Here is a 21,426-nt window from a genome sequence, read left to right as displayed (position 1 = left end):
CCTCCGGGCACCCTAACTTTATCCGCAAGGAGAGCACCCCATGGCAACACCAGCGTACATGTCGGTTACCGGCGAAAAACAAGGCCTGATCACTGCCGGCGCTTTCACCGCCGACTCCGTTGGCAACACCTACCAGGAAGGCCACGAAGACCAGGTCATGGTTCAGGCTTTCACCCACGACGTGATCATCCCGCGTGACCCGCAATCCGGTCAGCCAACCGGTCAGCGCGTACACAAGCCAGTTGTGATCACCAAGGTCTACGACAAGGCTTCGCCACTGCTGCAAGCAGCACTGACTTCCGGCGAGCGCATGAGCGAAATCGTTATCCAGTGGTACCGCACTTCGGCTCAAGGCACCCAAGAGCACTACTACACCACCAAACTGGAAGACGCGATCATCGTCGCCATCAACAACAAAATGCACAACTGCCAGGATCCAGGCAACGCGCACTTCACCCACCTGGAAGAAGTGCAGTTCACCTACCGCAAAATCACCTGGACCCACGAAGTATCCGGTACTTCGGGTTCCGATGACTGGCGTGCTCCAGTCGTTTAATTACGGCTGACCGTTACACGCATCGGCCAGCTCTGCTGGTCGATGTTGTTTACGCCCCTCCAGAATTTCGCGTACGTTGAGCCGCTTTTTTGCGGTCGTCGACGGGCGCCGCTGTACAGCACGAGGAACAAGGGATGTTCGCGCCGGCCAATGAAACCCACTTTGCCCTGACCATCGAAGGGCTCTCCGCCGACTTTCAGGTATTCACCCTTACCGGCCGGGAAGCCATCAGCCAGCCTTTTGTCTTTGAGGTGGAGCTGGTCAGTGAGCAGCCGTCGCTGGACCTCGAAACCCTGCTGCACAAACCGGCCTTTCTGCAGCTGTCGCCTGACGGCAGCGGCATCCATGGCCAGATCTACCGCGCCGCGCAAGGCGATTCCGGCAAGCGCCTGACCCGTTATTCGGTGACCTTGCGCCCGCAACTGGCGTACCTGGCGCACCGCATCAACCAGCGCATCTTTCAGAACCTCAGCGTGCCGAAGATCATCGGCATGGTCTTGGAAGAGCACGGCATTCAAGGCAACGCCTACGAATTCAAGACCGGCTCGATCTATCCCGAACGCATCTACTGCGTGCAATACGACGAGTCGGATCTGCACTTCATCCAGCGTCTGTGCGAGGAAGAAGGCATTCACTTCCACTTCCAGCACAGCGCCAACGCGCACAAGCTCGTTTTCGGCGATGACCAGACGGTGTTCCCGAAACTGGCCCCTGTGCCCTATCAGCAAGACTCGGGCATGGTCGCCAGCAACCCGGTGATCAAGCGTTTCGACCTGCGCATGGAAACCCGCACCAGCCGCACCACGCGCCGCGATTACGATTTCGAAAAACCGCGCCTGACCCTGGAAAGCGAAAATCGTGGCGACGCCCTGCCCGACCTTGAAGACTACGATTACCCGGGCCGCTTCATCGACCGCGAGCGCGGCAAGCATTTGGCCAAACGCGCCCTCGAACGTCACCGCAGCGACTTCCAATTGGCCGAAGGCAAGAGTGATCAGCCGTTGCTGGTCAGCGGTCATTTCCTCGCCCTGACCGAACACCCGAAAGCCAAGTGGAACGACCTCTGGCTGCTCACCGAAGTTCTGCACGAAGGCAAACAGCCGCAAGTGCTCGAAGAGTCGGTGACCAGCGACACCACCGCGCTGAAAGACGATTTCCATCAGGGTTACCGCAACCGCTTCCAGGCCACGCCGTGGGACGTGCCCAATCGCCCGCCGCTACGCCACCCGAAACCGCGCATTCTCGGCAGCCAGAGCGCGGTGGTCACCGGCCCGAAAGGTGAAGAAATCCACTGCGACGAGTACGGCCGGGTCAAAGTCCAGTTCCACTGGGACCGCGAAGGCCAGGCCGACGACAAGACCAGCTGCTGGCTGCGCGTCTCCAGCGCCTGGGCCGGCGCCCAGTACGGCGGCATCGCCATCCCGCGCATCGGCATGGAAGTGCTGGTCACCTTCCTTGAAGGCGACCCCGATCAGCCACTGATCAGCGGCTGCCTGTACCACAAGGAAAACACCGTCCCCTATCCACTGCCGGCGAACAAGACCCGCAGCACCTTCAAGACCCTGAGCTCGATGGGCGGTGGCGGCTACAACGAACTGCGCATCGAAGACAAGAAAGGTCAGGAGCAGATCTACCTGCACGCCCAGCGCGACTGGGACGAAAACATCGAGCACGACCAGAAAATCCGCGTCGGCAACGAACGCCACGACACCGTCGAAAAGAACAGCTACACCGAGTTCAAAGCCGAAGAACACCACACCGTCTACGCCGACCGCAAAGTCGAAACCCGCGCCAACGACCACCTCACCGTCGGCGTCAACCAGCACGTCAAGATCGGCACCGGCCAGTTCATCGACGCAGGTCAGGAAATCCACCTGAGCAGTGGCATGAAGGTGGTGATGGAAGCCGGTGCCGAACTCACGCTGGTCGGCGGCGGCAGCTTCATCAAGATCGATGCTGGCGGCGTGACCATGAGCGGGCCGGTGATCAACATGAACTCCGGCGGGAGCCCCGGCGTTGGTACGGGCGCCGCGCCATTGATGCCCGGCGTGCTGAAACAGGCGGATGCCGACAAGGCTGGCCAGGTCCTGACCCCGGCGCAAATCAACACCCTGAAACGTAACGCGCCGTTCTGTGAAGAATGCGAAAAATGCAAGGCAGGTGCCTGTGCCATCTGAACGAATCACCCCCAAGGACTGGCTGGCGCAACAGCCGCTGCAAAGCGGCGAGCGCCTGTACCTGATCGTCAGCGCGGCCAGCGACGCCGACGCCCTGAAAACCCTGTACCTCACCGAACCCACCGCCCAACTCATCCCGATCTGGGGCGGCACGCCCTACTCCACCTGGCAACCGGTGATGCCCTACCTCACCGAACTCAAAGCCAATTCCGCCTTCCTGCCATGGATCGCCGAAACCGACGCCCTCGACTGGGGCTGGCTGGCGGTGTCGCGTTCAGAACCGAACGAAGTGTTCGAACATCTGCGCAGCCTGACGCAGGTAAAAATGCCGGATGGCACCGAGGTGTTTTTCCGGTTTTGGGATGGGCGGCATATCTATCCGATTCTGCGGGGGCTTGGGGAAAAGGCTGGAGAAGTGCTGCCGGTGTTTGAGCGGTATCTGATCAATGGGCAGGCGCTGGAAGTGGGCACGCGGGTGGTGCCGAAGGTCAGGGACTGGCCGTGGTGGGAGGTGCCGAAGGGCTTGTTGGAAGGGTTGAGCAAGGACAATCCGGCGACGCTGGTCAGCAACCTGATGCAATGGCTGGAAGAAGACCGCCCGGACCTCTACACCGCGTGGCCCGAGAACAATTTGAAGCTGAAAATCACCCGCTTCGTGCGCCGCCCGGATGCGCCGCAAAATCTTAAAGAAGCATTGATAAACCACCTGATTCTGGAGCAAGGCTGATGGATCGCGTTGCCTTTGTTGACAACCAACTGAACACCTTCAAGGACAGTCTGAAGCTGTATCAGGAACAAACAAAAACCTGGTACGCACAGGCTCTCGACAAGGGTAGCCGTGCCGCGGACATGCCGTCCTTGTTGGGCATGGAGCGTGTCATCAGGGCGGGCAACACCAGTAAAACGGTGAGCATGACCGACGGTAACTTCACCTCGAACGTGGCTCAATGTCCGCTCAAGGGTCCGTTGCTGATCGAGAGCAAATTCGAATCGGTTTACGACATTCCCGTCGGCGATATCGAAGTCGAAATCGTGGCCGTGGACGGTGGTGCTGTCAGCAAGGTCAAACTCGACGCGCAAGGCAAAGCCGCATGGACCGGCGGTGTGCCCGGCAAGTTCTACACAATTCGCGTCCATAACGAAGTGACCCCGGCGCAGATCGACGCCCTCTTCAGTTCTTACAGCGGCGTGACTGCGGACCTTGAAGGTTTCCTGCGCAAGGAATGGGCCGGCTTCAAACCGCAATGGTCGAATCTTTCGACCTCCGGCACAGCCATGGCCATCGGCAACGGCATTCTTGAAGGTGGCTGGGAAGCGATCAAGGGCGTGTGGGACGGTATCAGTCTCGTGCTCGACATCCTCCAGGACCCCGGAAAGTTTGCGAAGGATCTCGGCGCTGGCGCAGACGAACTGATCAAAGTCGCCAAAAGCTCGCCTGACATCATGAAAAAAGCCATGTTGCTGGCAAGTGACGAAGCGGCTTTGTTTTTGCTGGTACGCAGTGCGGTGATCTGGCTGGCGGGCTTGCCGCCGATGAAAATGGCAGGCGATGTAGCGAAGATGACCACGGCGATCGTTGTCGGTATTGCGATCGACATCGTCATTGGTGTCGTGCTGACCATCGCGGCTGAAGGCACCGGGGTCATTTATCTGGCTGCCCGACTGAAAAAGTATGGAGAGCTTGTACTCAATGCAGTCATCGGCTTTGTGAAGTCGGTATTCAAGATCATCAATGGTTTTATGGAGTATGTCGCCAAGTACACCGCTGTGGCGGCGCGGGGGGTGACGGCTAAGGTCAGGAACGGGATTTCCGAGTTGCGTTTTGATGGCAAGAGAAACGCCAGGCTTGCCGATGGCAAAGTCGCGGATGATGTGTCGAGTCAGGCGAAGAATCCTGCCGAAAAAAGCGCAGAACCCGCAGCCAATACTTGCACCAGCGGCTGCCCTGTTTCGATGGTCACTGGCGAAGAACTATTGACGCTGACGGATGGACAACTGGACGGCCTGCTGCCGTTTGAGTGGACCCGCCTCTACAGAACCAGCGCCGTAGAAATCGATTGCGGCCTGGGCTATGGCTGGAGCCACGCACTAGCTCATCGCATCGAGATCAATGGCGATGAAGTCATCTGGACCGACCAGGAAAACCGCTCCACCGCATTTCCGCTTCCAAGTGAGCAGCGTCCGGCCATCACCAACAGCCTTTCACGTGCTGCCATTTTCCTGGGTGACGACCCAGCCGAATTGATTTTGGCTCAGGCTGGCAAGCGCCCATCGTTTTACCATTTCCGTCACGACAGCAAAGGCGCAAGCCTGATCGCCATCAGCGACAGCTATGGCAACCGCCTGCACGTCACCCGCGACATCCACGGTCGCATCAAGCGCCTCGACAACGGCGCCGGCCGCGCCCTGCTTCTGCGCTACGACCGCAAGCACATCATCGCCGTCGATTATCAGCAGTTTCTGCCCGCCGATAATCTGGAAGACGTCTGGAATACCGTGCAGACGTTGGTCACTTATAGCTACGACGCGCAACATCGCCTGATCGAGGCGAAAAACGCGGCGGGCGAAGCCGAGCGTTATCGCTACAACGAGCAGCACGTCATTCTCGAGCGGCAATTGGCAGGCGGCGCGGCGTTCTATTGGGAATGGGAAAACGAAGGCAAACTGTCTCGCTGCACTCGTCACTGGGCCAACTTTTCGCAGATGGAAGCGCAGTACGTCTGGGACGACAAAGGCAGCGTCACCGTAACCAACGCCGATGGCAGCGAAGAGGTCTATACCCACGACGATCAGGCCCGATTGATCAGCAAGATCGATCCGGATGGTGCCGAGCATCTCAAGGCCTACAACGACAAAGGCCAATTGATCGCCGAAAAGGATCCGCTGGGCGCCGTTACCGAATATCGCTATGACGATAACGGATTGATGACCGCGGTCATCCCGCCGGAAGACGAAGCCACCACTTACGAATACATCAATGGTTTCGTCAGCGACGTTCGTCGCGGCAAAGCCAGTTGGAAGTACCAACGCAACCGGCAGGGCGATATTACTGCGCAGATCGACCCGGACGGCAATGCCACCCACTACAGCTATGACCCTCAGGGTCGTCTGCTGGAAATCCGTCATTCGGACGGCAGCCGCCATCAGTTGGGCTGGAATAATCTCGGCCAGCTATTGGAAGAGCGCCTGCCTGATGGCGGTCAACGCAAGTACCGCTACGACGCACTGGGTAGGCAGATCACCCGCCAGGAAGAGTCAGGCGCGATTACGCATTACCTATGGGACACCGCCAATCGCCTCGCTCAAGTCACGCTACCAGGCGGTGCAACCCGAGCCTTTACTTATAACGCCTATGGCAATGTCACCGCCGAACGCGATGAACTGGGTCGCATCACCCGCTACGAATACGCCGACAATCTGCACCTCGTCAGCCGCCGCATCAATCCCGACGGCAGCCAACTGCGCTATCGCTACGACAACTCGCGCCTGCTGCTCACTGAAATCGAAAACGAGCGCGGCGAGCACTACCACCTCAATTACTACGCCAACGGCCTGATTCAACAAGAAACAGGCTTCGATGGTCGTCGGACTGCCTACGAGTACGACCTCAACGGCCAACTGCTGAAGAAAACTGAATTTGGCGAAGACGGTAGCGAGCTGGTCACCGAATACCAGCGCGATGCCGCAGGCCGCTTGCTGGTAAAAACGCTGCCCGATGGCGAAGAGATTCACTACAGCTACGACGCGCTTGGTCGCTTGGTCAATGTCGACGACGGCCACTGGCCGCTCGCCTATAAATACGATCTGCAAGACCGACTCATCGAAGAACACCAAGGCTGGGGAACCTTGCGCTACGGATACGACAGCGTTGGCCAGCTCAAGCACTGCCGCCTTCCTGATGGTAGCAACCTCGATTACCGTCATTTGTCCGGTGGACGCCTGAGCAACATTGACCTGAACGGTTCACGCCTGACCAGCCATCAGTTCAACGCCGGTCGCGAACAACAGCGCCAACAAGGCTTGCTGCTCAGCCAGTACCAATACGATGAACAGGGCCGACTGCAAGCGCACAGCGTCAGCCAACGGGACAAACACCTGTTCCATCGTCGCTACAACTACGATGCCAACGGCAACCTCGCCGGCATTAACGACAGCCGCAAAGGCAACCGCAGCTATCACTACGATCCACTGGATCGACTGATCAGCGTACGCGGCGCCATGCCAGAGAGCTTCGCTCACGACCCGGCAGGCAACCTCCTCGGACAAAATGACCTGCCCGCAGCCAACCTCGCCAACGTCAAAGGTAATCGCCTCTTGATGCAAGGCGACCGCCACTACGACTACGACGCGTACGGAAATTTGATCCGCGAGCGTCGCGGCACCGGCCAAAAGCTCGTCACCGAATACCGCTACGACTGCCAGCATCGCCTGATCGGCGTCAGCCTGCCGGGAGGCACCATCGCATCCTACAAATATGACGCCTTCGGCCGCCGCATCGAGAAAACAGTCGACGGCCACACCACTGAATTTCTCTGGCAAGGCGAACGCTTGATCGCCGAAAGTGCAGAAAATCGTTATCGCAGCTACATCTACGAACCAGGCAGTTTCCGCCCGTTGGCAATGCTGGACGGCGAAGGCCCATTGAAAGCGGCCCCGTTCTACTATCAACTCGACCACCTCGGAACGCCGCAAGAACTCACCGACTACAGCGGCGAAATCATGTGGTCAGCGAAGTACCGCGCCTACGGCAATCTTGCTGCACTGGACGTCAGCGAAATCGATAACCCGCTGCGATTCCAAGGACAGTATTTCGACGCCGAGACAGGGTTACATTACAACCGCCACCGCTACTACAATCCGGGGACTGGACGGTTCTTGACGCCGGACCCGATCAAGCTTGCAGGTGGGTTGAATAGCTACCAGTACGTGCCCAACCCTACCGGGTGGGTGGATCCTCTAGGTTTATCTAGCGGCCCCACAAATTGTCCACAGCCTGTCCCAGGCGGAACATGGAAGTTCAATTCTGAGGTTGATTTAGACTGGAGAGATACACCTGGGACGTCATACCAGCAAATGCATAAAGGAGTTGACGAAGCATTCACTCGAACAGGCGTGCCGAAAAACGAATTTACAGTTACTAAGTGGGGTAAAGACCAATATGGAAAATCTTATCCTACAGAATGGCGAGTATTAGAAGGCAGAAATAAAGGCGCAGAAGTTAACATGGATGATCCTCGTCTCGTTCCTTCTGGTGATGGCCCGGCTGATCCCCATGTCGGTTACCAAACGCCAGGCAAACGGGGTACAGGTGGAGCTGTTAGAGGCCACATTTTATTGGAATCCTTACCCGTATCACGCGCAAGAATTGGAGATCCGCAATGAACTACCTAGAAAAAGAGATCGATTCAACATTAGTGCAGCATGCCTTACCGCATGAAAAACTGAGCGACGACGAACTATCTGATCTGATCACTAAACTGACGACCGTATTTTTTTCTACTAAAGCTAAATATCTTGACCCGCTCCATTTAAAGTCAAACAAAAAACATCATGATCCAGAGTTTTGGAAAAAAGTTGACACACTGGAAAATCTTGGACACCCGTTCCTTATAGTTCAAGACAGCAACATACACGCTTGGAAACTCGAGAACTCTTTAGATTTAAAAAAATTATTTTCCGAAACAACAGGATTCCCTTTTTGGATAGCCGACGATCTTTTTAACGTTCTAATCCACATGGATGATCATGACTGCGTCCATATCAGTAACAGCAGTGATTAGAAACAAAGAAAAGTGCAGCCCTTCAAATCAGAATAGATCATTTCCTCAAACGTTATACGCAGGCTGCCCGTAGTTGAATCTCTAAATAATCATCGAATCGAGCAATCTGGGAGAGACCATTTTTTATAGAGATGGTCGCCCAAAGTGAACAACCTCCACTTTTAGGCACTTTAAACAAGCCTGTCCCCTGAATAATTCCAACGTCTGCGCGAATCATGTATCAGCACGCCAGGACCGCGCACAAATTAATATTCGGCAATGACCAAGCGGTGTTTCCGAAATTCGCACCTGCGCCCTATCAGCAAGACCTCAGGCATGGTCGCCAGCAACCTGCTGATCAGCCGTTTCAACCTTCAAGGCCAATTGGAAATACGAACGCAACCTTAAGGGCGATATCACACAGCAGACAGATCCGGACGGCAACACCACCCACTACAGCTATGGCCTCAGGGTCGTCTGCTGGAAATCCGTCATTCGGACGGCAGCCGCCATCAGTTGGGCTGGAACAATCTCGGCCAGCTATTGGAAGAGCGCCTGCCTGATGGCGGTCAACGCAAGTACCGCTACGACGCACTGGGTAGGCAGATCACCCGCCAGGAAGAGTCAGGCGCGATTACCCATTACCAATGGGACACCGCCAATCGCCTCGCTCAAGTCACGCTACCAGGCGGTGCAACCCGAGCGTTCACTTATAACGCCTATGGCAATCTCACCGCCGAACGCGATGAACTGGGTCGTATCACCCGCTACGAATACGCCGACAACCTGCACCTCGTCAGCCGCCGCATCAACCCCGACGGCAGCCAACTGCGCTACCGCTACGACAACTCGCAACTCAACCTCACCGAGATCGAAAACGAGCGCGGCGAACGCTATCAACTCGATTACTACCCGAACGGCCTGATCCAGCAGGAAACTGGCTTCGACGGCCGCCGCACCGCGTACGAATACGACCTCAACGGCCAACTGCTGAAGAAAACCGAGTTCGGTGATGACGGTAGCGAACTGGTCACCGAATACCAGCGCGATGCCGCAGGCCGTTTGCTGGTCAAGACGCTGCCCGATGGCGAAGAGATTCATTACAGCTACGACGCACTCGGTCGCCTGGTAAACGTCGACGACAGCCATTGGCCGCTCGCTTATGAATACGACGTGCAAGATCGCTTGATCACCGAACATCAGGGCTGGGGCACCACGCGTTACGCTTACGACAAAGTCGGTCAGCTCAGCCACTGCCGTCTGCCCGATGGCTGCACGCTCGATTACCGTCATTTGTCCGGTGGACGGCTGAGCAGCATCGACCTCAACGGCTCTCGCCTGACTAGCCACCAATTCAGCGCTGGTCGCGAACAACAGCGCCAACAAGGCCTGCTGCTCAGCCAATACCAATACGATGAACAGGGCCGACTGCAAGCGCACAGCGTCAGCCAGCGGGAAAAACACCTGTTCCAGCGTCGCTACAACTACGACGCCAACGGCAACCTCGCCGGAATCGACGACAGCCGCAAAGGCAACCGCAGCTATCACTACGATCCACTCGACCGACTGATCAGCGTACGCGGCGCCATGCCAGAGAGCTTCGCTCACGACCCGGCAGGCAACCTCCTCGGACAAAATGACCTGCCCGTTGCGAACCTCGCAAACGTCAAAGGCAACCGCCTACTGATGCAAGGCGACCGCCATTACGATTACGACGCCTACGGCAACCTGATCCGCGAGCGTCGCGGCACCGGCCAAAAGCTCGTCACCGAGTACCGCTACGACTGCCAGCACCGCCTGATCGGCGTCAGCCTGCCGGGTGGCAGCACCGCATCCTACAAATACGACGCCTTCGGCCGCCGCATCGAGAAAACCGTCGACGGCCACACCACTGAATTTCTCTGGCAAGGCGAGCGATTGATCGCCGAAAGCGCAGAAAATCGCTATCGCAGCTACATCTACGAGCCGGGCAGCTTCCGCCCGTTGGCAATGCTCGACGGCGAAGGCCCGCTAAAAGCGGCCCCGTTCTACTACCAACTCGACCACCTCGGCACACCGCAGGAACTCACCGACTACAGCGGCGAAATCATGTGGTCGGCGAAGTACCGCGCCTACGGCAACCTCGCAGCGCTGGATGTGAGCGAAATCGATAATCCGCTGCGTTTTCAAGGGCAGTATTTCGACGCCGAGACAAGGTTACATTACAACCGCCACCGCTACTACAATCCGGGGACTGGACGGTTCTTGACGCCGGATCCGATCAAGCTTGCGGGCGGGTTGAACAGCTACCAGTACGTGCCTAACCCTACGGGGTGGGTGGATCCTTTGGGGTTGAGTAGCGAATGTCCACAGAAGAAAGCTAAATCTAGGGGCGATATCGGTAACCCTTCCGAAAAAGCCAAGGTCAACGAAGGCGAACCAGCGGCACCTTCCCCCGTCCCTCGCGGAGAAAGTACTACTCGTGTCCGGCACTACACCAACAGAAAAGGCTCTACTGGTATCGAAAGCGATGGTGTAATCCAAGCTCAGGATAACAATCGTGTTTACGTTGAACCCGCCAACAAGAAGCCGCTGAGCCAGCTTGATGCTGAAGAAAAATACCAAATTGGCAGAGGCCGCGGCCGGGACTACATTGAGACAGACGTACCTGACTCGCAGCTCGAATGGGTTAAAAACCCTAGGTATGGAACTATGGAGCTGACCATTAAAGGAAACTTAAAATTAGAGAACCCAACTTTTACTCGGAGAAAATAATGTTAGAAAAAAACAAGAAAATCATACTGACTGGCGAAGATGCTCTGGAAGCACTCGCAAATATTGAATTCATCATGATTTCTCTACATAAAATGGGAAGTTACTATAGCGACAAACCGGTTGAAGAATATCGAAAAGCTACAACCGAGTTCATTGACAATGAAAACGTAACTCAGCGACTAGCAAAAATCAGAACAATTATCAGCAAAAACTTTGACTCAACTCTTGGCGAGGATGACATGGATGACATAGAGCGTCATGTGGAGGGAATTGAATTCTGGAAGCCTTGAATGATTAGCTGTACGAAGAAATCTGCTGGGCCGCCTGATATGCGTGAAAAACACGTCACTGAAACCTTCAAGGCGACTGTCAACTTAAACTCTCCATTCAAGAATAATGAAAAACAGAAAACTTATGCTCAACGCATAATCACCAGATCAAATCTCTGCGACCACTCTCATGGATTAAATAATCAAAGGACTGTTATCTTGAAACACTTGAGCCGCACTCTCTCCTTGCTTCTAGCATTTACCTTCTCCCTAAGCGCAAGCGCGCTGTCACTACGATCCGAACAACATCCCGACGGCACAACTGTCTTGTTGCTTACAAACGAAGCCAGTCCAGAACGGGCTCACAAGCTCAACCAAGACCCGGCGGTTCGCTCTGCACTCGTTGATTTTCTTGGCTACCAAACCGGAAGTTACACCAATGACAATACGATGATCGTGCAGCAGGTTCTTGAAGCGCTCGATTCGGAAATGGCGACGTTTGTTGATGGAGTGCCTCCCGGCAGAAAAATGATCACCGCCATGGACGACGGTAACAACGGATTCGAGCGCGGCGCATTGCTGCTGGACGACAAGGGGCAACTGCTCGCCGTAGGACTGGTCAATGGCCACTGCACCGTCAAGTCTCGTGAGGAAGCATTGACTTGTAATGATGCGCCGGAAACAGTGCTGACCATTTTCCAGCCAGAAGGCGCCAAAAAGGCTGACGCTGACTCTTTGATCCCCTGGAGTAAGCAGTTGCCCCCTATGATGGCGCTGTGGGCGGAGAGTGACGATCCAGAACGCCGAGCCGCTGCGCAGAAGATTGCCCACGTTGAGTACATCGTGACTCAGCCGAAACAAGGAGCCTGGACTGCGGCTCAATTACCTTCCGATTTTCCAAAAGCGATGCTGCCGTTGCTTCCGCAGCGAGCTCACTTGATTGGCGCCGGCGCTCACGGTGTCTTTACGACACCGGGTATGGAGGGCACGTCAATTGACGGTGACTGGGACAAAATAGCCGGACGCCCTCAGCATGAATATGAGGTCATTCTCAGGACTTTTACCGAATACGCGGATGTTATCGACTTCTATCAGCAACATGCGCAGGACGCCGAAGTCAGCGGCAACGAGCGCAAAGCGCTCGTTGAAGGCCGCATCAATGGTGGTACCTATAAAATAGAAATCACCAATAGAAAAGAAGCCGGCACAGTGATCACGTTTTCCGCATGGCGGCAGGAGGTCTAATTCATCTCTGAAGACAGAGCGATTATGTGGTCGCTTAGTCTTTAGTAAAAGAGGACAGAGTTATTTCTTCAAACTAAATATAATTCGTCCCCTTTTCTTAAGGCTCAGGCTGCTCAGAGCGGATGAAAGCCGGCTAACGCAGTTAACAACAGCGTTCCCGGTGGACAAATAGGTGGAGATATTTTCTACATTGATACAAATGTTCTCCCATCCGCCTCTGGCCGAACTTGGTATGAGGCCGACGTCGGACTAAGCAGCACTATGTCACGGAGCAACCAACCTGGAACCAGGCTGCTCTATTCGAATGATGGCCTGCTAGATATCACCAGTGATCATTATGAAACTGTCAGCCCAATAGGAAAGTGGAAATAACCTAAATGATAATTGAACTTGACGGCCTATCCATTTCTTCCGAGCAAGATTTCCACAAGCGTATAGCTTCTGCATTTTCCGTGGCTGAGTACTATGGAAACAACCTAAATTCTCTTTGGGATTTGCTCAGTACGGACGTGGAGCGTCCGATTGAAATAGTATGGAAAAATTCGAAAGAATCTGAACAAAGCATGGGTGAAACGTTTAAAAAAATAATATCTATATTCGAGCGAACAAAAAATCAGGACATATCCCTGGGCTTAGATGAAAAATTTGAATACAAATTAAAGTACAAAAATTGATACTTGCCAGCGCATTTATTCAACGCTGCAGTGAGCACGATTATCGTTTGAATGATCAGAGCAAAGTATTCACGAATACAAAGATTTGAAGAGACCCAATGAGATCAAAACTCGAATACAAGCTCCAACCTATCAGAATACCAAGCGGCTGGACAATAACAATCAACAATTTGTTTGAGGTGGAGCTGACACCGGAGACTTGCAACTGGTTCTCTAGTTCGGTACTGATCGGGGGAGTCCGCCAGAGTACCGGCCATTGCTTTGACACGAGAGTCGAGCCCGAAGGGGATCCCGACGGAGAGTTTGTGATCGACATGCTAACGATCGAATACGATAGAAGAGGTAATCCGATTAAAAACTCCGAAATTTTTCTATCTGAATTCAGGACCAAAAGCAAAATCGAATTTATTGAAAAAATTGAAGAGTTCATGATGGAGGCTTGAGTCCATCGCTGCTCAAGAATGGAACAGATTTAAAACAGCTTTCCAAGATCAATCTTCATTGAAGCGTCATTAGGCGACTCAGGAAAAATCGCAGCACAACACTGCGATTTCTCACACCATAGAATCAATCGGCCGCCAACCGCACCTGCCTCTCCAACTCCACCTTCAACCCCGGCTCCAGCTTCAACTGCCGCGCCAGTTCATCCAGATAGCTCTTCTCCATAAAATTCTCCTCATCCACCAGCATCACACTGGCGATGTACATCTCCGCCGCCATTTCCGGCGTGCTCGCCGCGCGGGCGACGTCGGTGGGGTCGAGGGGTTTGTTGAGTTCGGCGTGGAGCCAGTGTTGCAGTTCCTGGTCGTTGTCGAGTTTTGTGAATTCGCCTTCGATCAGTTCGCGCTCGCGCTCGTCGATGTGGCCGTCGGCTTTGGCGGCGGCGACCAGGGCTTTGAGGATTGCCTGGCTGTGCTGCTCGACTTGAGCGGGTGGCAGGCGGTCGAGGGTTTGCGGTTCGCGTTGGGGTGCGCTGCCTTTTTGGGCGTTGTAGTTGCCGTAAGCCTTGTAAGCCAGTACGCCCAGCGCAGCGAGGCCGCCGTAGATCGCGACTTTGCCGCCGACCTTGCGGACCTTTTTATTGCCGAGCAGCAGGCCCATCGCGCCTGCGGCCAATGCGCCGCCACCCGCGCCGGAGAGCAGGCCGCCGAGGCCGCTGGAGCCAGACGAGCCACCGAGCAAGCCGCCAAGCCCGCTGGCAGCCGATTTGCTGGAAGCGCCGCCAGTCTTGTTCTGCAGCATTTCCTGCCCGGACTTGAGCAGTTGATCGAGCAATCCACGGGTGTTCATGTTCCGTCTCCAAAAAAGGGTTATCCGGATCTAAGGCCCTCAGCCTAGTTCGAAAGTGCCCGGACCCGCCCCGCGAGTGTGCTTCCAGATGTTGCTCGCGCTCCGGATTGAAGTGTGCAGTTGTCCTTGGAAAAACCGATCTACACTTCAGCCCAGCGAAAAAATATCCGCCGTCGTAATCGAGATTCGCCCGCCCCGCTTCGGCCTTCTGACTACGCTGATAACAAGCCGCCAACGGCATGCTGCACCGCGTTCACAACTGCCCCGACCATAATATGAAAAAGAGGGATCAACCATGTTCGTGCACAAGACCGCACTGCTCAGTGCAATCACCACGGCGCTGCTGGCCAGCGCCAGTTTGCAGGCCGCCGAGCCGTTGAAGGCTGTCGGCGCTGGCGAAGGTCAGCTGGATATCGTGGCGTGGCCGGGTTACATCGAACGTGGCGAGAGCGACAAGGCCTACGACTGGGTCAGCGGTTTCGAGAAGGAAACCGGCTGCAAGGTCAACGTCAAGACAGCGGCGACCTCCGATGAAATGGTCAGCCTGATGGCCAAGGGCGGGTATGACCTGGTCACTGCGTCCGGTGATGCGTCGCTGCGCTTGATCGCCGGCAAGCGTGTGCAACCGATCAATACCGCGTTGATCCCGAGCTGGAACACCCTCGACCCGCGCCTCAAGGATGCGCCGTGGTACGTGGTCAACAGCCAGACTTACGGCACACCGTACCAGTGGGGTCCGAACGTGTTGATGTACAACACCAACGTGTTCAAGACACCGCCGACCAGTTGGAACGTGTTGTTCGACGCGCAGAATTTTCCCGACGGCAAGCCGAACAAGGGTCGTGTGCAGGCGTATGACGGGCCGATCTATATTGCCGACGCAGCCTTGTATCTGAAGACCGCCAGGCCGGAACTGGGCATCGACGACCCGTATCAGCTTACCGAAGCGCAGTACAAAGCCGTGCTCGATCTATTGCGCGCGCAGCAGCCGCTGATTCACCGCTACTGGCACGACACCACGGTGCAGATGAGCGATTTCAAAAACGAAGGTGTGGTCGCATCCAGCGCCTGGCCGTATCAGGTCAACGGCCTGATCAACGAGAAACAGCCGATCGCCTCGACTATCCCCAAAGAAGGCGCCACCGGCTGGGCCGACACCACCATGCTGCACACTGAGGCCAAGCATCCGAACTGCGCGTACAAGTGGATGGACTGGTCGCTGAAGCCCAAGGTCCAGGGTGATGTGGCGGCGTGGTTTGGTTCGTTGCCGGCGGTGCCAGCAGCGTGCAAGGAAAGCGAGTTGCTCGGTGCTGAGGGCTGCAAGACCAATGGTTTTGATCAGTTCGACAAGATCGCTTTCTGGAAGACCCCGCAGGCTGAGGGCGGCAAGTTCGTGCCGTATAGCCGCTGGACGCAGGATTACATTGCGATCATGGGCGGCCGTTAAACCCTCTTCGCGAGCAGGCTCGCTCCCACATTGGATTGTATTCCTCCTGTGAGAGCGAGCCTGCTCGCGAAGCTCTTAAGATTCAGGTTTTCCAGCAGTAAGGCCGAGCAGGCGCGACAGCCCTCGCCTTTTGGGGAGCAACACACCATGCCACTTGCAGTCCAGTTCACCAACGTGTCCCGGCAGTTCGGTGAGGTGAAGGCCGTTGACCGGGTTTCCATCGATATCGAGGACGGCGAGTTCTTTTCCATGCTCGGCCCCTCGGGTTCGGGCAAAACCACTTGCCTGCGCCTGATTGCCGGTTTTGAGCAACCGAGCGCCGGATCGATCCGCATCCACGGCGCCGAAGCGGCCGGTTTGCCGCCATATCAACGTGACGTCAACACAGTGTTTCAGGACTACGCGCTGTTCCCGCACATGAACGTGCTTGATAACGTCGCCTACGGTTTGAAGGTCAAAGGCGTCGGTAAGGCTGAACGTCACAAACGTGCCGAAGAAGCCCTGGACATGGTCGCCCTCGGTGGTTACGGCGCGCGCAAACCGGTGCAGTTGTCCGGTGGTCAGCGTCAGCGCGTCGCCCTCGCCCGCGCTCTGGTCAATCGCCCGCGTGTGCTATTGCTCGATGAGCCGCTCGGCGCGCTGGATCTGAAACTGCGCGAACAGATGCAGAGCGAACTGAAAAAGCTGCAACGCCAGCTCGGCATCACTTTCATCTTCGTCACCCATGATCAGACCGAAGCGCTGTCGATGTCCGATCGCGTCGCCGTGTTCAACAACGGCCGCATCGAACAGGTCGACACGCCGCGCAATCTGTACATGAAGCCGACCACCACTTTCGTCGCTGAATTCGTCGGCACGTCGAACGTGATCCGAGGCGATCTGGCGCTGCACATCAGCGGTCATTCGCAAGCGTTTTCGATCCGTCCGGAACACGTGCGTTTCGCCGATGGCCCGCTCGCCAGTGATGAAATCGAAGTCAGCGGCCTGCTCCACGACATCCAGTATCAGGGCAGCGCCACGCGCTATGAACTGAAGCTCGAAAACGGCCAGAACCTGAGCATCAGCCACGCCAACAATCAATGGTTCGACAGCAGCGCGCAACATCAGACCGGGCAGCGACTGAGTGCGCGCTGGGCGCGGGAAGCGATGGTTGAACTGCGTGACAACGTGGCGAGCGAGGTGTGACATGAGCGCCCTCGCGATGACTTCGTCACCACCGCTGCGCAGGTTTTCCAACCTGCTCTATCGCAAGCCCAACCTGTATCTGTCGATGCTGCTGGTGCCGCCGCTGCTGTGGTTCGGCGCGATCTATCTCGGCTCGTTGCTGATGCTGTTGTGGCAGGGTTTCTACACCTTCGACGACTTCACCATGGCAGTCACGCCGGACCTGACGCTGGCCAATTTTGCCGCGCTGTTCCAGCCGTCGAACTTCGACATCATCCTGCGCACGCTGAGCATGGCGATCGTCGTCTCGATCGCCAGCGCCATCGTTGCATTCCCGATCGCCTACTACATGGCGCGCTATACCACGGGCAAGACCAAGGCGTTTTTCTACATCGCGGTGATGTTGCCGATGTGGGCCAGTTACATCGTCAAGGCTTACGCGTGGACGCTGCTGCTGGCCAAGGGCGGCGTGGCGCAATGGTTCGTTCAGCACCTGGGGCTGGAGCCGCTGTTGCAGTGGGTTCTGGGGATTCCCGGTGTCGGCGGCAGCACACTGTCGACCTCGCATCTGGGGCGGTTCATGGTGTTCGTCTATATCTGGCTGCCGTTCATGATCCTGCCGATCCAGGCCTCGCTGGAGCGCTTGCCGCCGTCGCTGTTGCAGGCGTCTGCCGACTTGGGCGCCAAGCCGCGTCAGACCTTTATGCAAGTGATCTTGCCTTTGTCGATTCCGGGGATTGCAGCGGGTTCGATCTTCACTTTTTCGCTGACCCTGGGCGACTTCATCGTGCCGCAACTGATCGGCCCGCCGGGCTACTTCATTGGCAGCATGGTGTACGCGCAGCAAGGAGCAATCGGCAATATGCCAATGGCGGCGGCGTTTACGCTGGTGCCGATCGTGCTGATTGCGGTTTACCTGGCCATCGTCAAACGTCTGGGGGCTTTCGATGCGCTCTGACTCTTCATCCCAAGGGCGTGCTTCTATAGGTTTGCGCATCGCAGCCTGGGGCGGGCTGGTGTTTCTGCACTTCCCGATCCTGATCATCTTCCTCTACGCCTTCAACACCGAAGACGCGGCCTTCAGTTTTCCGCCGAAGGGCTTCACGCTGCACTGGTTCAGCGTGGCGTTTTCCCGGCCGGACGTGCTGGAGGCGATCAAGCTGTCATTGCAGATCGCAGCCATCGCCACGTTGATCGCCATGGTGCTCGGCACACTCGCGTCGGCCGCGTTATACCGGCGCGATTTCTTCGGCAAGCAAGGCATATCGTTGATGCTGATTTTGCCGATCGCGTTGCCGGGGATCATCACCGGGATCGCCTTGCTGGCGACGTTCAAGTCGCTGGGCATCGAGCCGGGGATGTTCACCATCATCGTCGGCCACGCGACCTTCTGCGTGGTGATCGTCTACAACAACGTTATCGCCCGCCTGCGCCGCACTTCACACAGTCTGATCGAAGCGTCGATGGATCTCGGCGCCGACGGCTGGCAGACCTTCCGCTACATCATCCTGCCGAACCTCGGCTCGGCGTTGCTCGCGGGTGGCATGCTGGCGTTTGCGTTGTCGTTCGACGAAATCATCGTCACCACATTCACCGCCGGGCATGAACGCACGTTGCCGCTGTGGCTGCTTAATCAGCTCAGTCGCCCACGGGATGTGCCGGTGACCAACGTTGTCGCAATGCTGGTAATGATCGTGACAATGGTGCCGATTCTCGGCGCGTATTACCTGACGCGCGGGGGCGAGAGTGTGGCTGGGAGTGGCGGGAAATAACCAAATGACTGAAGAAACCAGATCCCCGTAGGAGCTGCCGAAGGCTGCGATCTTTTGATCTTGATCTTCAAAGCAACATCAAAAGATCGCAGCCTTCGGCGGCTCCTACAGGTGGATTCGGTTTCGACAGAAAAACAAAAGTGTTAGCGAGGGCTAATGAAATGCAAACCAGACTCTTGATCAACGGCCAACTGATCGACGGCGAAGGCCCGGCGCAACCGGTGCTCAATCCTGCGCGGGGCGAAATACTGGTGGAGATCAACGAAGCCAGCGAAGCCCAGGTCGATGCCGCCGTGCGTGCCGCCGACAAGGCCTTCGCCGAGTGGTCACAAACCGCGCCGAAAGACCGCTCGCTGCTGCTGCTCAAACTCGCCGATGCCATCGAAGCCCACGGCGAGGAACTGGCGAAGCTGGAATCCGACAACTGCGGCAAACCTTACAGCGCCGCGCTCAACGACGAGATTCCGGCGATTGCCGACGTGTTCCGCTTCTTCGCCGGCGCCAGTCGTTGCATGGGCGGTTCGGCCGCTGGCGAATACTTGCCCGGCCACACCTCGATGATCCGTCGCGATCCGGTCGGCGTGATCGCCTCGATCGCACCGTGGAACTACCCGCTGATGATGGTCGCCTGGAAAATCGCTCCGGCGTTGGCTGCCGGTAATACCGTGGTGCTCAAACCGTCGGAACAAACTCCGCTGACCGCGTTGCGCCTGGCCGAACTGGCGTCGGAAATCTTCCCGGCCGGCGTGCTCAATCTGGTATTCGGGCGCGGTCCTACGGTGGGCAGTCCACTGGTGAACCATCCGAAAGTGCGCATGGTTTCCCTGACCGGTTCGATCGCCACGGGCGCCAACATCATTTCCAGCACCGCCGATAGCGTCAAACGCATGCACATGGAACTCGGCGGCAAGGCGCCGGTGATCATCTTTGACGATGCCGATATCGACGCGGCAGTGGAAGGTATACGTACGTTCGGCTTCTACAACGCCGGGCAGGATTGCACCGCTGCGTGCCGGATCTACGCGCAGCAAGGCATCTACGACGCGTTCGTCGAAAAGCTCGGCGCGGCGGTCAGCAGTATCAAGTACGGCTTGCAGGACGATCCGTCGACCGAACTCGGCCCATTGATCACCGCGCAACATCGCGACCGTGTTGCCGGGTTCGTCGAACGCGCCGTGGCACAACCGCACATTCGCCTGATCACCGGCGGCAAATCGGTCGACGGCGATGGTTTCTTCTTCGAACCAACCGTATTGGCCGACGCGCAGCAGGATGACGAAATCGTCCGCCGTGAAGTATTCGGGCCGGTGGTTTCAGTGACGAAATTTACCGATGAAGCACAGGCGCTGGAGTGGGCCAACGATTCGGACTACGGTCTGGCGTCATCCGTGTGGACCTGCGATGTGGGACGCGCGCATCGTCTGTCGGCGCGCTTGCAGTACGGCTGCACATGGGTGAATACGCACTTCATGCTCGTCAGCGAAATGCCCCATGGCGGCCAGAAACTGTCCGGCTACGGCAAGGACATGTCCATGTTCGGGCTGGAGGACTACACCACGGTTCGGCATGTGATGTTCAAGCACTAGGATCCAGAACCTTCGCGAGCAGGCTCGCCCCCACATTTGATCTCTATTTCCTGTGGGAGCGAGCCTGCTCGCGAAAGTGTCACCTCGGCTCCAGAACGGAAACCGGCTCAATGCACCACTTTCCTGGGCCCGCATGAACAAGTTCAGGGGCCATCACCCCCCGGAAAGCATCATCAAAACAAAAGCTCTGCCTGATCGTGTTTCAGCAAGGATATACGATCGAACAGCCTGATTTTTTCATTGGCTTTTTGCCTGGCGTGATCGGACATGACTGCAATCAACTCCTCGAGCTGGCTGACATCTCCAACCACTTTGAATTGCTTTTCCTTGTTGACGAATACAAGCGACTTCTTTTTTCTGGATAACAGTTCGATCACATTGCTGAGCGTACCGGTACTCTTTGCATCCCAGATCATCAAGCCATAGTCAGCCGCTTCGGCCATGACCACGTCTTTTTCGGTGAAAAAGGCTCTTGATCCTTTGGTATGTTTTGAGGCCACGGGCCTGGCGGGCCACTGCCCAAGGTTATTCCTGGGCACCGAGCCGCTGCAGAACACCGTTGTTCTGGAAGCTTCGAGACTCAGCAGGTACTCCTGAATGGAGCTATCAGCGCCACCCGCATCACCCACCACCACCTCAAAATCAGACGCAACGATATTATTGATGCGCTCTTTAACCTTTGGATCAAGGTTCTTGATGTTGATAGAGCCAGCAATAAATACAGTGGTCATTG

16 protein-coding genes and 2 pseudogenes are annotated in these 21,426 nt (G+C 56.4%); 16 read left to right on the top strand and 2 right to left on the bottom strand.

The annotated features are described in order from the left end of the window. Positions 1 to 40: 40 nt before the first annotated feature. The 11 genes and pseudogenes from PspCFBP13508_RS17500 to PspCFBP13508_RS17450 all read left to right on the top strand — a co-directional run bounded on the left by PspCFBP13508_RS17500 (position 41) and on the right by PspCFBP13508_RS17450 (position 13,877). Positions 41 to 556, top strand: coding sequence for an Hcp family type VI secretion system effector (locus PspCFBP13508_RS17500; RefSeq protein ID WP_007949952.1), 516 nt, complete (start codon positions 41 to 43; stop codon positions 554 to 556). 134 nt (positions 557 to 690) lie between these two features. After that, complete coding sequence (gene tssI / locus PspCFBP13508_RS17495; RefSeq protein WP_137215237.1) at positions 691 to 2,733, top strand: type VI secretion system tip protein TssI/VgrG; 2,043 nt, start codon at positions 691 to 693, stop codon at positions 2,731 to 2,733. After that, the gene (locus PspCFBP13508_RS17490; RefSeq protein WP_137215236.1) at positions 2,723 to 3,460 is read left to right on the top strand and encodes a DUF4123 domain-containing protein; all 738 of its coding nucleotides are present in this window, start codon (positions 2,723 to 2,725) and stop codon (positions 3,458 to 3,460) included. Before tssI ends, PspCFBP13508_RS17490 begins: the two co-directional genes overlap by 11 nt. Further along, complete coding sequence (locus PspCFBP13508_RS17485) at positions 3,460 to 8,115, top strand: polymorphic toxin type 47 domain-containing protein (protein WP_137215235.1); 4,656 nt, start codon at positions 3,460 to 3,462, stop codon at positions 8,113 to 8,115. The genes PspCFBP13508_RS17490 and PspCFBP13508_RS17485 overlap by 1 nt, the downstream gene beginning before the upstream one ends. Beyond that, positions 8,112 to 8,513 (top strand): hypothetical protein, encoded by a 402-nt coding sequence (locus PspCFBP13508_RS17480; RefSeq protein ID WP_137215234.1) that lies wholly within the window; start codon positions 8,112 to 8,114, stop codon positions 8,511 to 8,513. Before PspCFBP13508_RS17485 ends, PspCFBP13508_RS17480 begins: the two co-directional genes overlap by 4 nt. 355 nt (positions 8,514 to 8,868) lie before the next feature. Continuing rightward, a pseudogene (locus tag PspCFBP13508_RS17475) lies at positions 8,869 to 11,246 on the top strand (RHS repeat-associated core domain-containing protein); the annotation flags it as partial. After that, positions 11,246 to 11,536, top strand: a complete 291-nt coding sequence (locus PspCFBP13508_RS17470) for a hypothetical protein (RefSeq protein ID WP_041478181.1) — start codon at positions 11,246 to 11,248, stop codon at positions 11,534 to 11,536. The pseudogene PspCFBP13508_RS17475 and the gene PspCFBP13508_RS17470, both read left to right, overlap by 1 nt. Then, the gene (locus PspCFBP13508_RS17465) at positions 11,537 to 12,760 is read left to right on the top strand and encodes a hypothetical protein (RefSeq protein WP_241669529.1); all 1,224 of its coding nucleotides are present in this window, start codon (positions 11,537 to 11,539) and stop codon (positions 12,758 to 12,760) included. A gap of 162 nt (positions 12,761 to 12,922) precedes the next feature. Beyond that, positions 12,923 to 13,132 (top strand): annotated as a pseudogene (locus PspCFBP13508_RS17460) (ribonuclease domain-containing protein); the annotation flags it as partial. Between the two features lie 5 nt (positions 13,133 to 13,137). Beyond that, positions 13,138 to 13,434 (top strand): barstar family protein, encoded by a 297-nt coding sequence (locus tag PspCFBP13508_RS17455; RefSeq protein WP_137215233.1) that lies wholly within the window; start codon positions 13,138 to 13,140, stop codon positions 13,432 to 13,434. A gap of 98 nt (positions 13,435 to 13,532) precedes the next feature. Beyond that, the gene (locus PspCFBP13508_RS17450; protein ID WP_137215232.1) at positions 13,533 to 13,877 is read left to right on the top strand and encodes a hypothetical protein; all 345 of its coding nucleotides are present in this window, start codon (positions 13,533 to 13,535) and stop codon (positions 13,875 to 13,877) included. A gap of 124 nt (positions 13,878 to 14,001) precedes the next feature. Here PspCFBP13508_RS17450 and PspCFBP13508_RS17445 read toward each other — a convergent pair whose 3' ends face one another. Next, a complete protein-coding gene (locus PspCFBP13508_RS17445) occupies positions 14,002 to 14,724 on the bottom strand; it encodes a tellurite resistance TerB family protein (RefSeq protein WP_136492019.1) in 723 nt (240 codons plus the stop codon). A gap of 295 nt (positions 14,725 to 15,019) precedes the next feature. Between PspCFBP13508_RS17445 and ydcS the strand changes: the two genes are divergently transcribed. The 5 genes from ydcS (at position 15,020) to PspCFBP13508_RS17420 (ending at position 20,693) form a co-directional block, all read left to right on the top strand. Continuing rightward, a complete protein-coding gene (ydcS, locus tag PspCFBP13508_RS17440) occupies positions 15,020 to 16,171 on the top strand; it encodes a putative ABC transporter substrate-binding protein YdcS (protein WP_137215231.1) in 1,152 nt (383 codons plus the stop codon). Between the two features lie 147 nt (positions 16,172 to 16,318). Further along, on the top strand, positions 16,319 to 17,356 hold the full coding sequence (locus PspCFBP13508_RS17435) for an ABC transporter ATP-binding protein (protein ID WP_137215230.1): 1,038 nt from the start codon (positions 16,319 to 16,321) through the stop codon (positions 17,354 to 17,356). Position 17,357: 1 nt separating this feature from the next. Further along, positions 17,358 to 18,293 carry an ABC transporter permease gene (locus PspCFBP13508_RS17430; protein WP_137215229.1) on the top strand — a complete coding sequence of 312 codons (936 nt, stop codon included), beginning with the start codon at positions 17,358 to 17,360 and terminating at the stop codon, positions 18,291 to 18,293. Further along, complete coding sequence (locus tag PspCFBP13508_RS17425; protein ID WP_130912399.1) at positions 18,283 to 19,107, top strand: ABC transporter permease; 825 nt, start codon at positions 18,283 to 18,285, stop codon at positions 19,105 to 19,107. The genes PspCFBP13508_RS17430 and PspCFBP13508_RS17425 overlap by 11 nt, the downstream gene beginning before the upstream one ends. Positions 19,108 to 19,268: 161 nt before the next feature. Further along, positions 19,269 to 20,693: a gamma-aminobutyraldehyde dehydrogenase gene (locus PspCFBP13508_RS17420; protein WP_137215228.1), complete on the top strand. Its 1,425-nt coding sequence runs from the start codon at positions 19,269 to 19,271 to the stop codon at positions 20,691 to 20,693. 173 nt (positions 20,694 to 20,866) lie between these two features. Here PspCFBP13508_RS17420 and PspCFBP13508_RS17415 read toward each other — a convergent pair whose 3' ends face one another. Continuing rightward, positions 20,867 to 21,424, bottom strand: coding sequence for a hypothetical protein (locus tag PspCFBP13508_RS17415; RefSeq protein WP_042606925.1), 558 nt, complete (start codon positions 21,422 to 21,424; stop codon positions 20,867 to 20,869). Positions 21,425 to 21,426: the final 2 nt, after the last annotated feature.

Source organism: Pseudomonas sp. CFBP13508 (assembly GCF_005233515.1).
In the GTDB taxonomy this organism is placed as follows: Bacteria; Pseudomonadota; Gammaproteobacteria; order Pseudomonadales; family Pseudomonadaceae; genus Aquipseudomonas; species Aquipseudomonas mercuritolerans.
This window is presented reverse-complemented; position numbering and strand designations above follow the sequence as displayed.

Bases quoted from the DNA above. Each gene is read 5' to 3' on its own strand.
- PspCFBP13508_RS17500 (WP_007949952.1), top strand. From the start codon at position 41: ATGGCAACACCAGCGTACATGTCGGTTACCGGCGAAAAACAAGGCCTG.
- tssI (WP_137215237.1), top strand. From the start codon at position 691: ATGTTCGCGCCGGCCAATGAAACCCACTTTGCCCTGACCATCGAAGGG.
- PspCFBP13508_RS17485 (WP_137215235.1), top strand. From the start codon at position 3,460: ATGGATCGCGTTGCCTTTGTTGACAACCAACTGAACACCTTCAAGGAC.
- PspCFBP13508_RS17480 (WP_137215234.1), top strand. From the start codon at position 8,112: ATGAACTACCTAGAAAAAGAGATCGATTCAACATTAGTGCAGCATGCC.
- PspCFBP13508_RS17470 (WP_041478181.1), top strand. From the start codon at position 11,246: ATGTTAGAAAAAAACAAGAAAATCATACTGACTGGCGAAGATGCTCTG.
- PspCFBP13508_RS17465 (WP_241669529.1), top strand. From the start codon at position 11,537: ATGATTAGCTGTACGAAGAAATCTGCTGGGCCGCCTGATATGCGTGAA.
- PspCFBP13508_RS17455 (WP_137215233.1), top strand. From the start codon at position 13,138: ATGATAATTGAACTTGACGGCCTATCCATTTCTTCCGAGCAAGATTTC.
- PspCFBP13508_RS17450 (WP_137215232.1), top strand. From the start codon at position 13,533: ATGAGATCAAAACTCGAATACAAGCTCCAACCTATCAGAATACCAAGC.
- PspCFBP13508_RS17445 (WP_136492019.1), bottom strand. From the start codon at position 14,724: ATGAACACCCGTGGATTGCTCGATCAACTGCTCAAGTCCGGGCAGGAA.
- ydcS (WP_137215231.1), top strand. From the start codon at position 15,020: ATGTTCGTGCACAAGACCGCACTGCTCAGTGCAATCACCACGGCGCTG.
- PspCFBP13508_RS17435 (WP_137215230.1), top strand. From the start codon at position 16,319: ATGCCACTTGCAGTCCAGTTCACCAACGTGTCCCGGCAGTTCGGTGAG.
- PspCFBP13508_RS17430 (WP_137215229.1), top strand. From the start codon at position 17,358: ATGAGCGCCCTCGCGATGACTTCGTCACCACCGCTGCGCAGGTTTTCC.
- PspCFBP13508_RS17425 (WP_130912399.1), top strand. From the start codon at position 18,283: ATGCGCTCTGACTCTTCATCCCAAGGGCGTGCTTCTATAGGTTTGCGC.
- PspCFBP13508_RS17420 (WP_137215228.1), top strand. From the start codon at position 19,269: ATGCAAACCAGACTCTTGATCAACGGCCAACTGATCGACGGCGAAGGC.
- PspCFBP13508_RS17415 (WP_042606925.1), bottom strand. From the start codon at position 21,424: ATGACCACTGTATTTATTGCTGGCTCTATCAACATCAAGAACCTTGAT.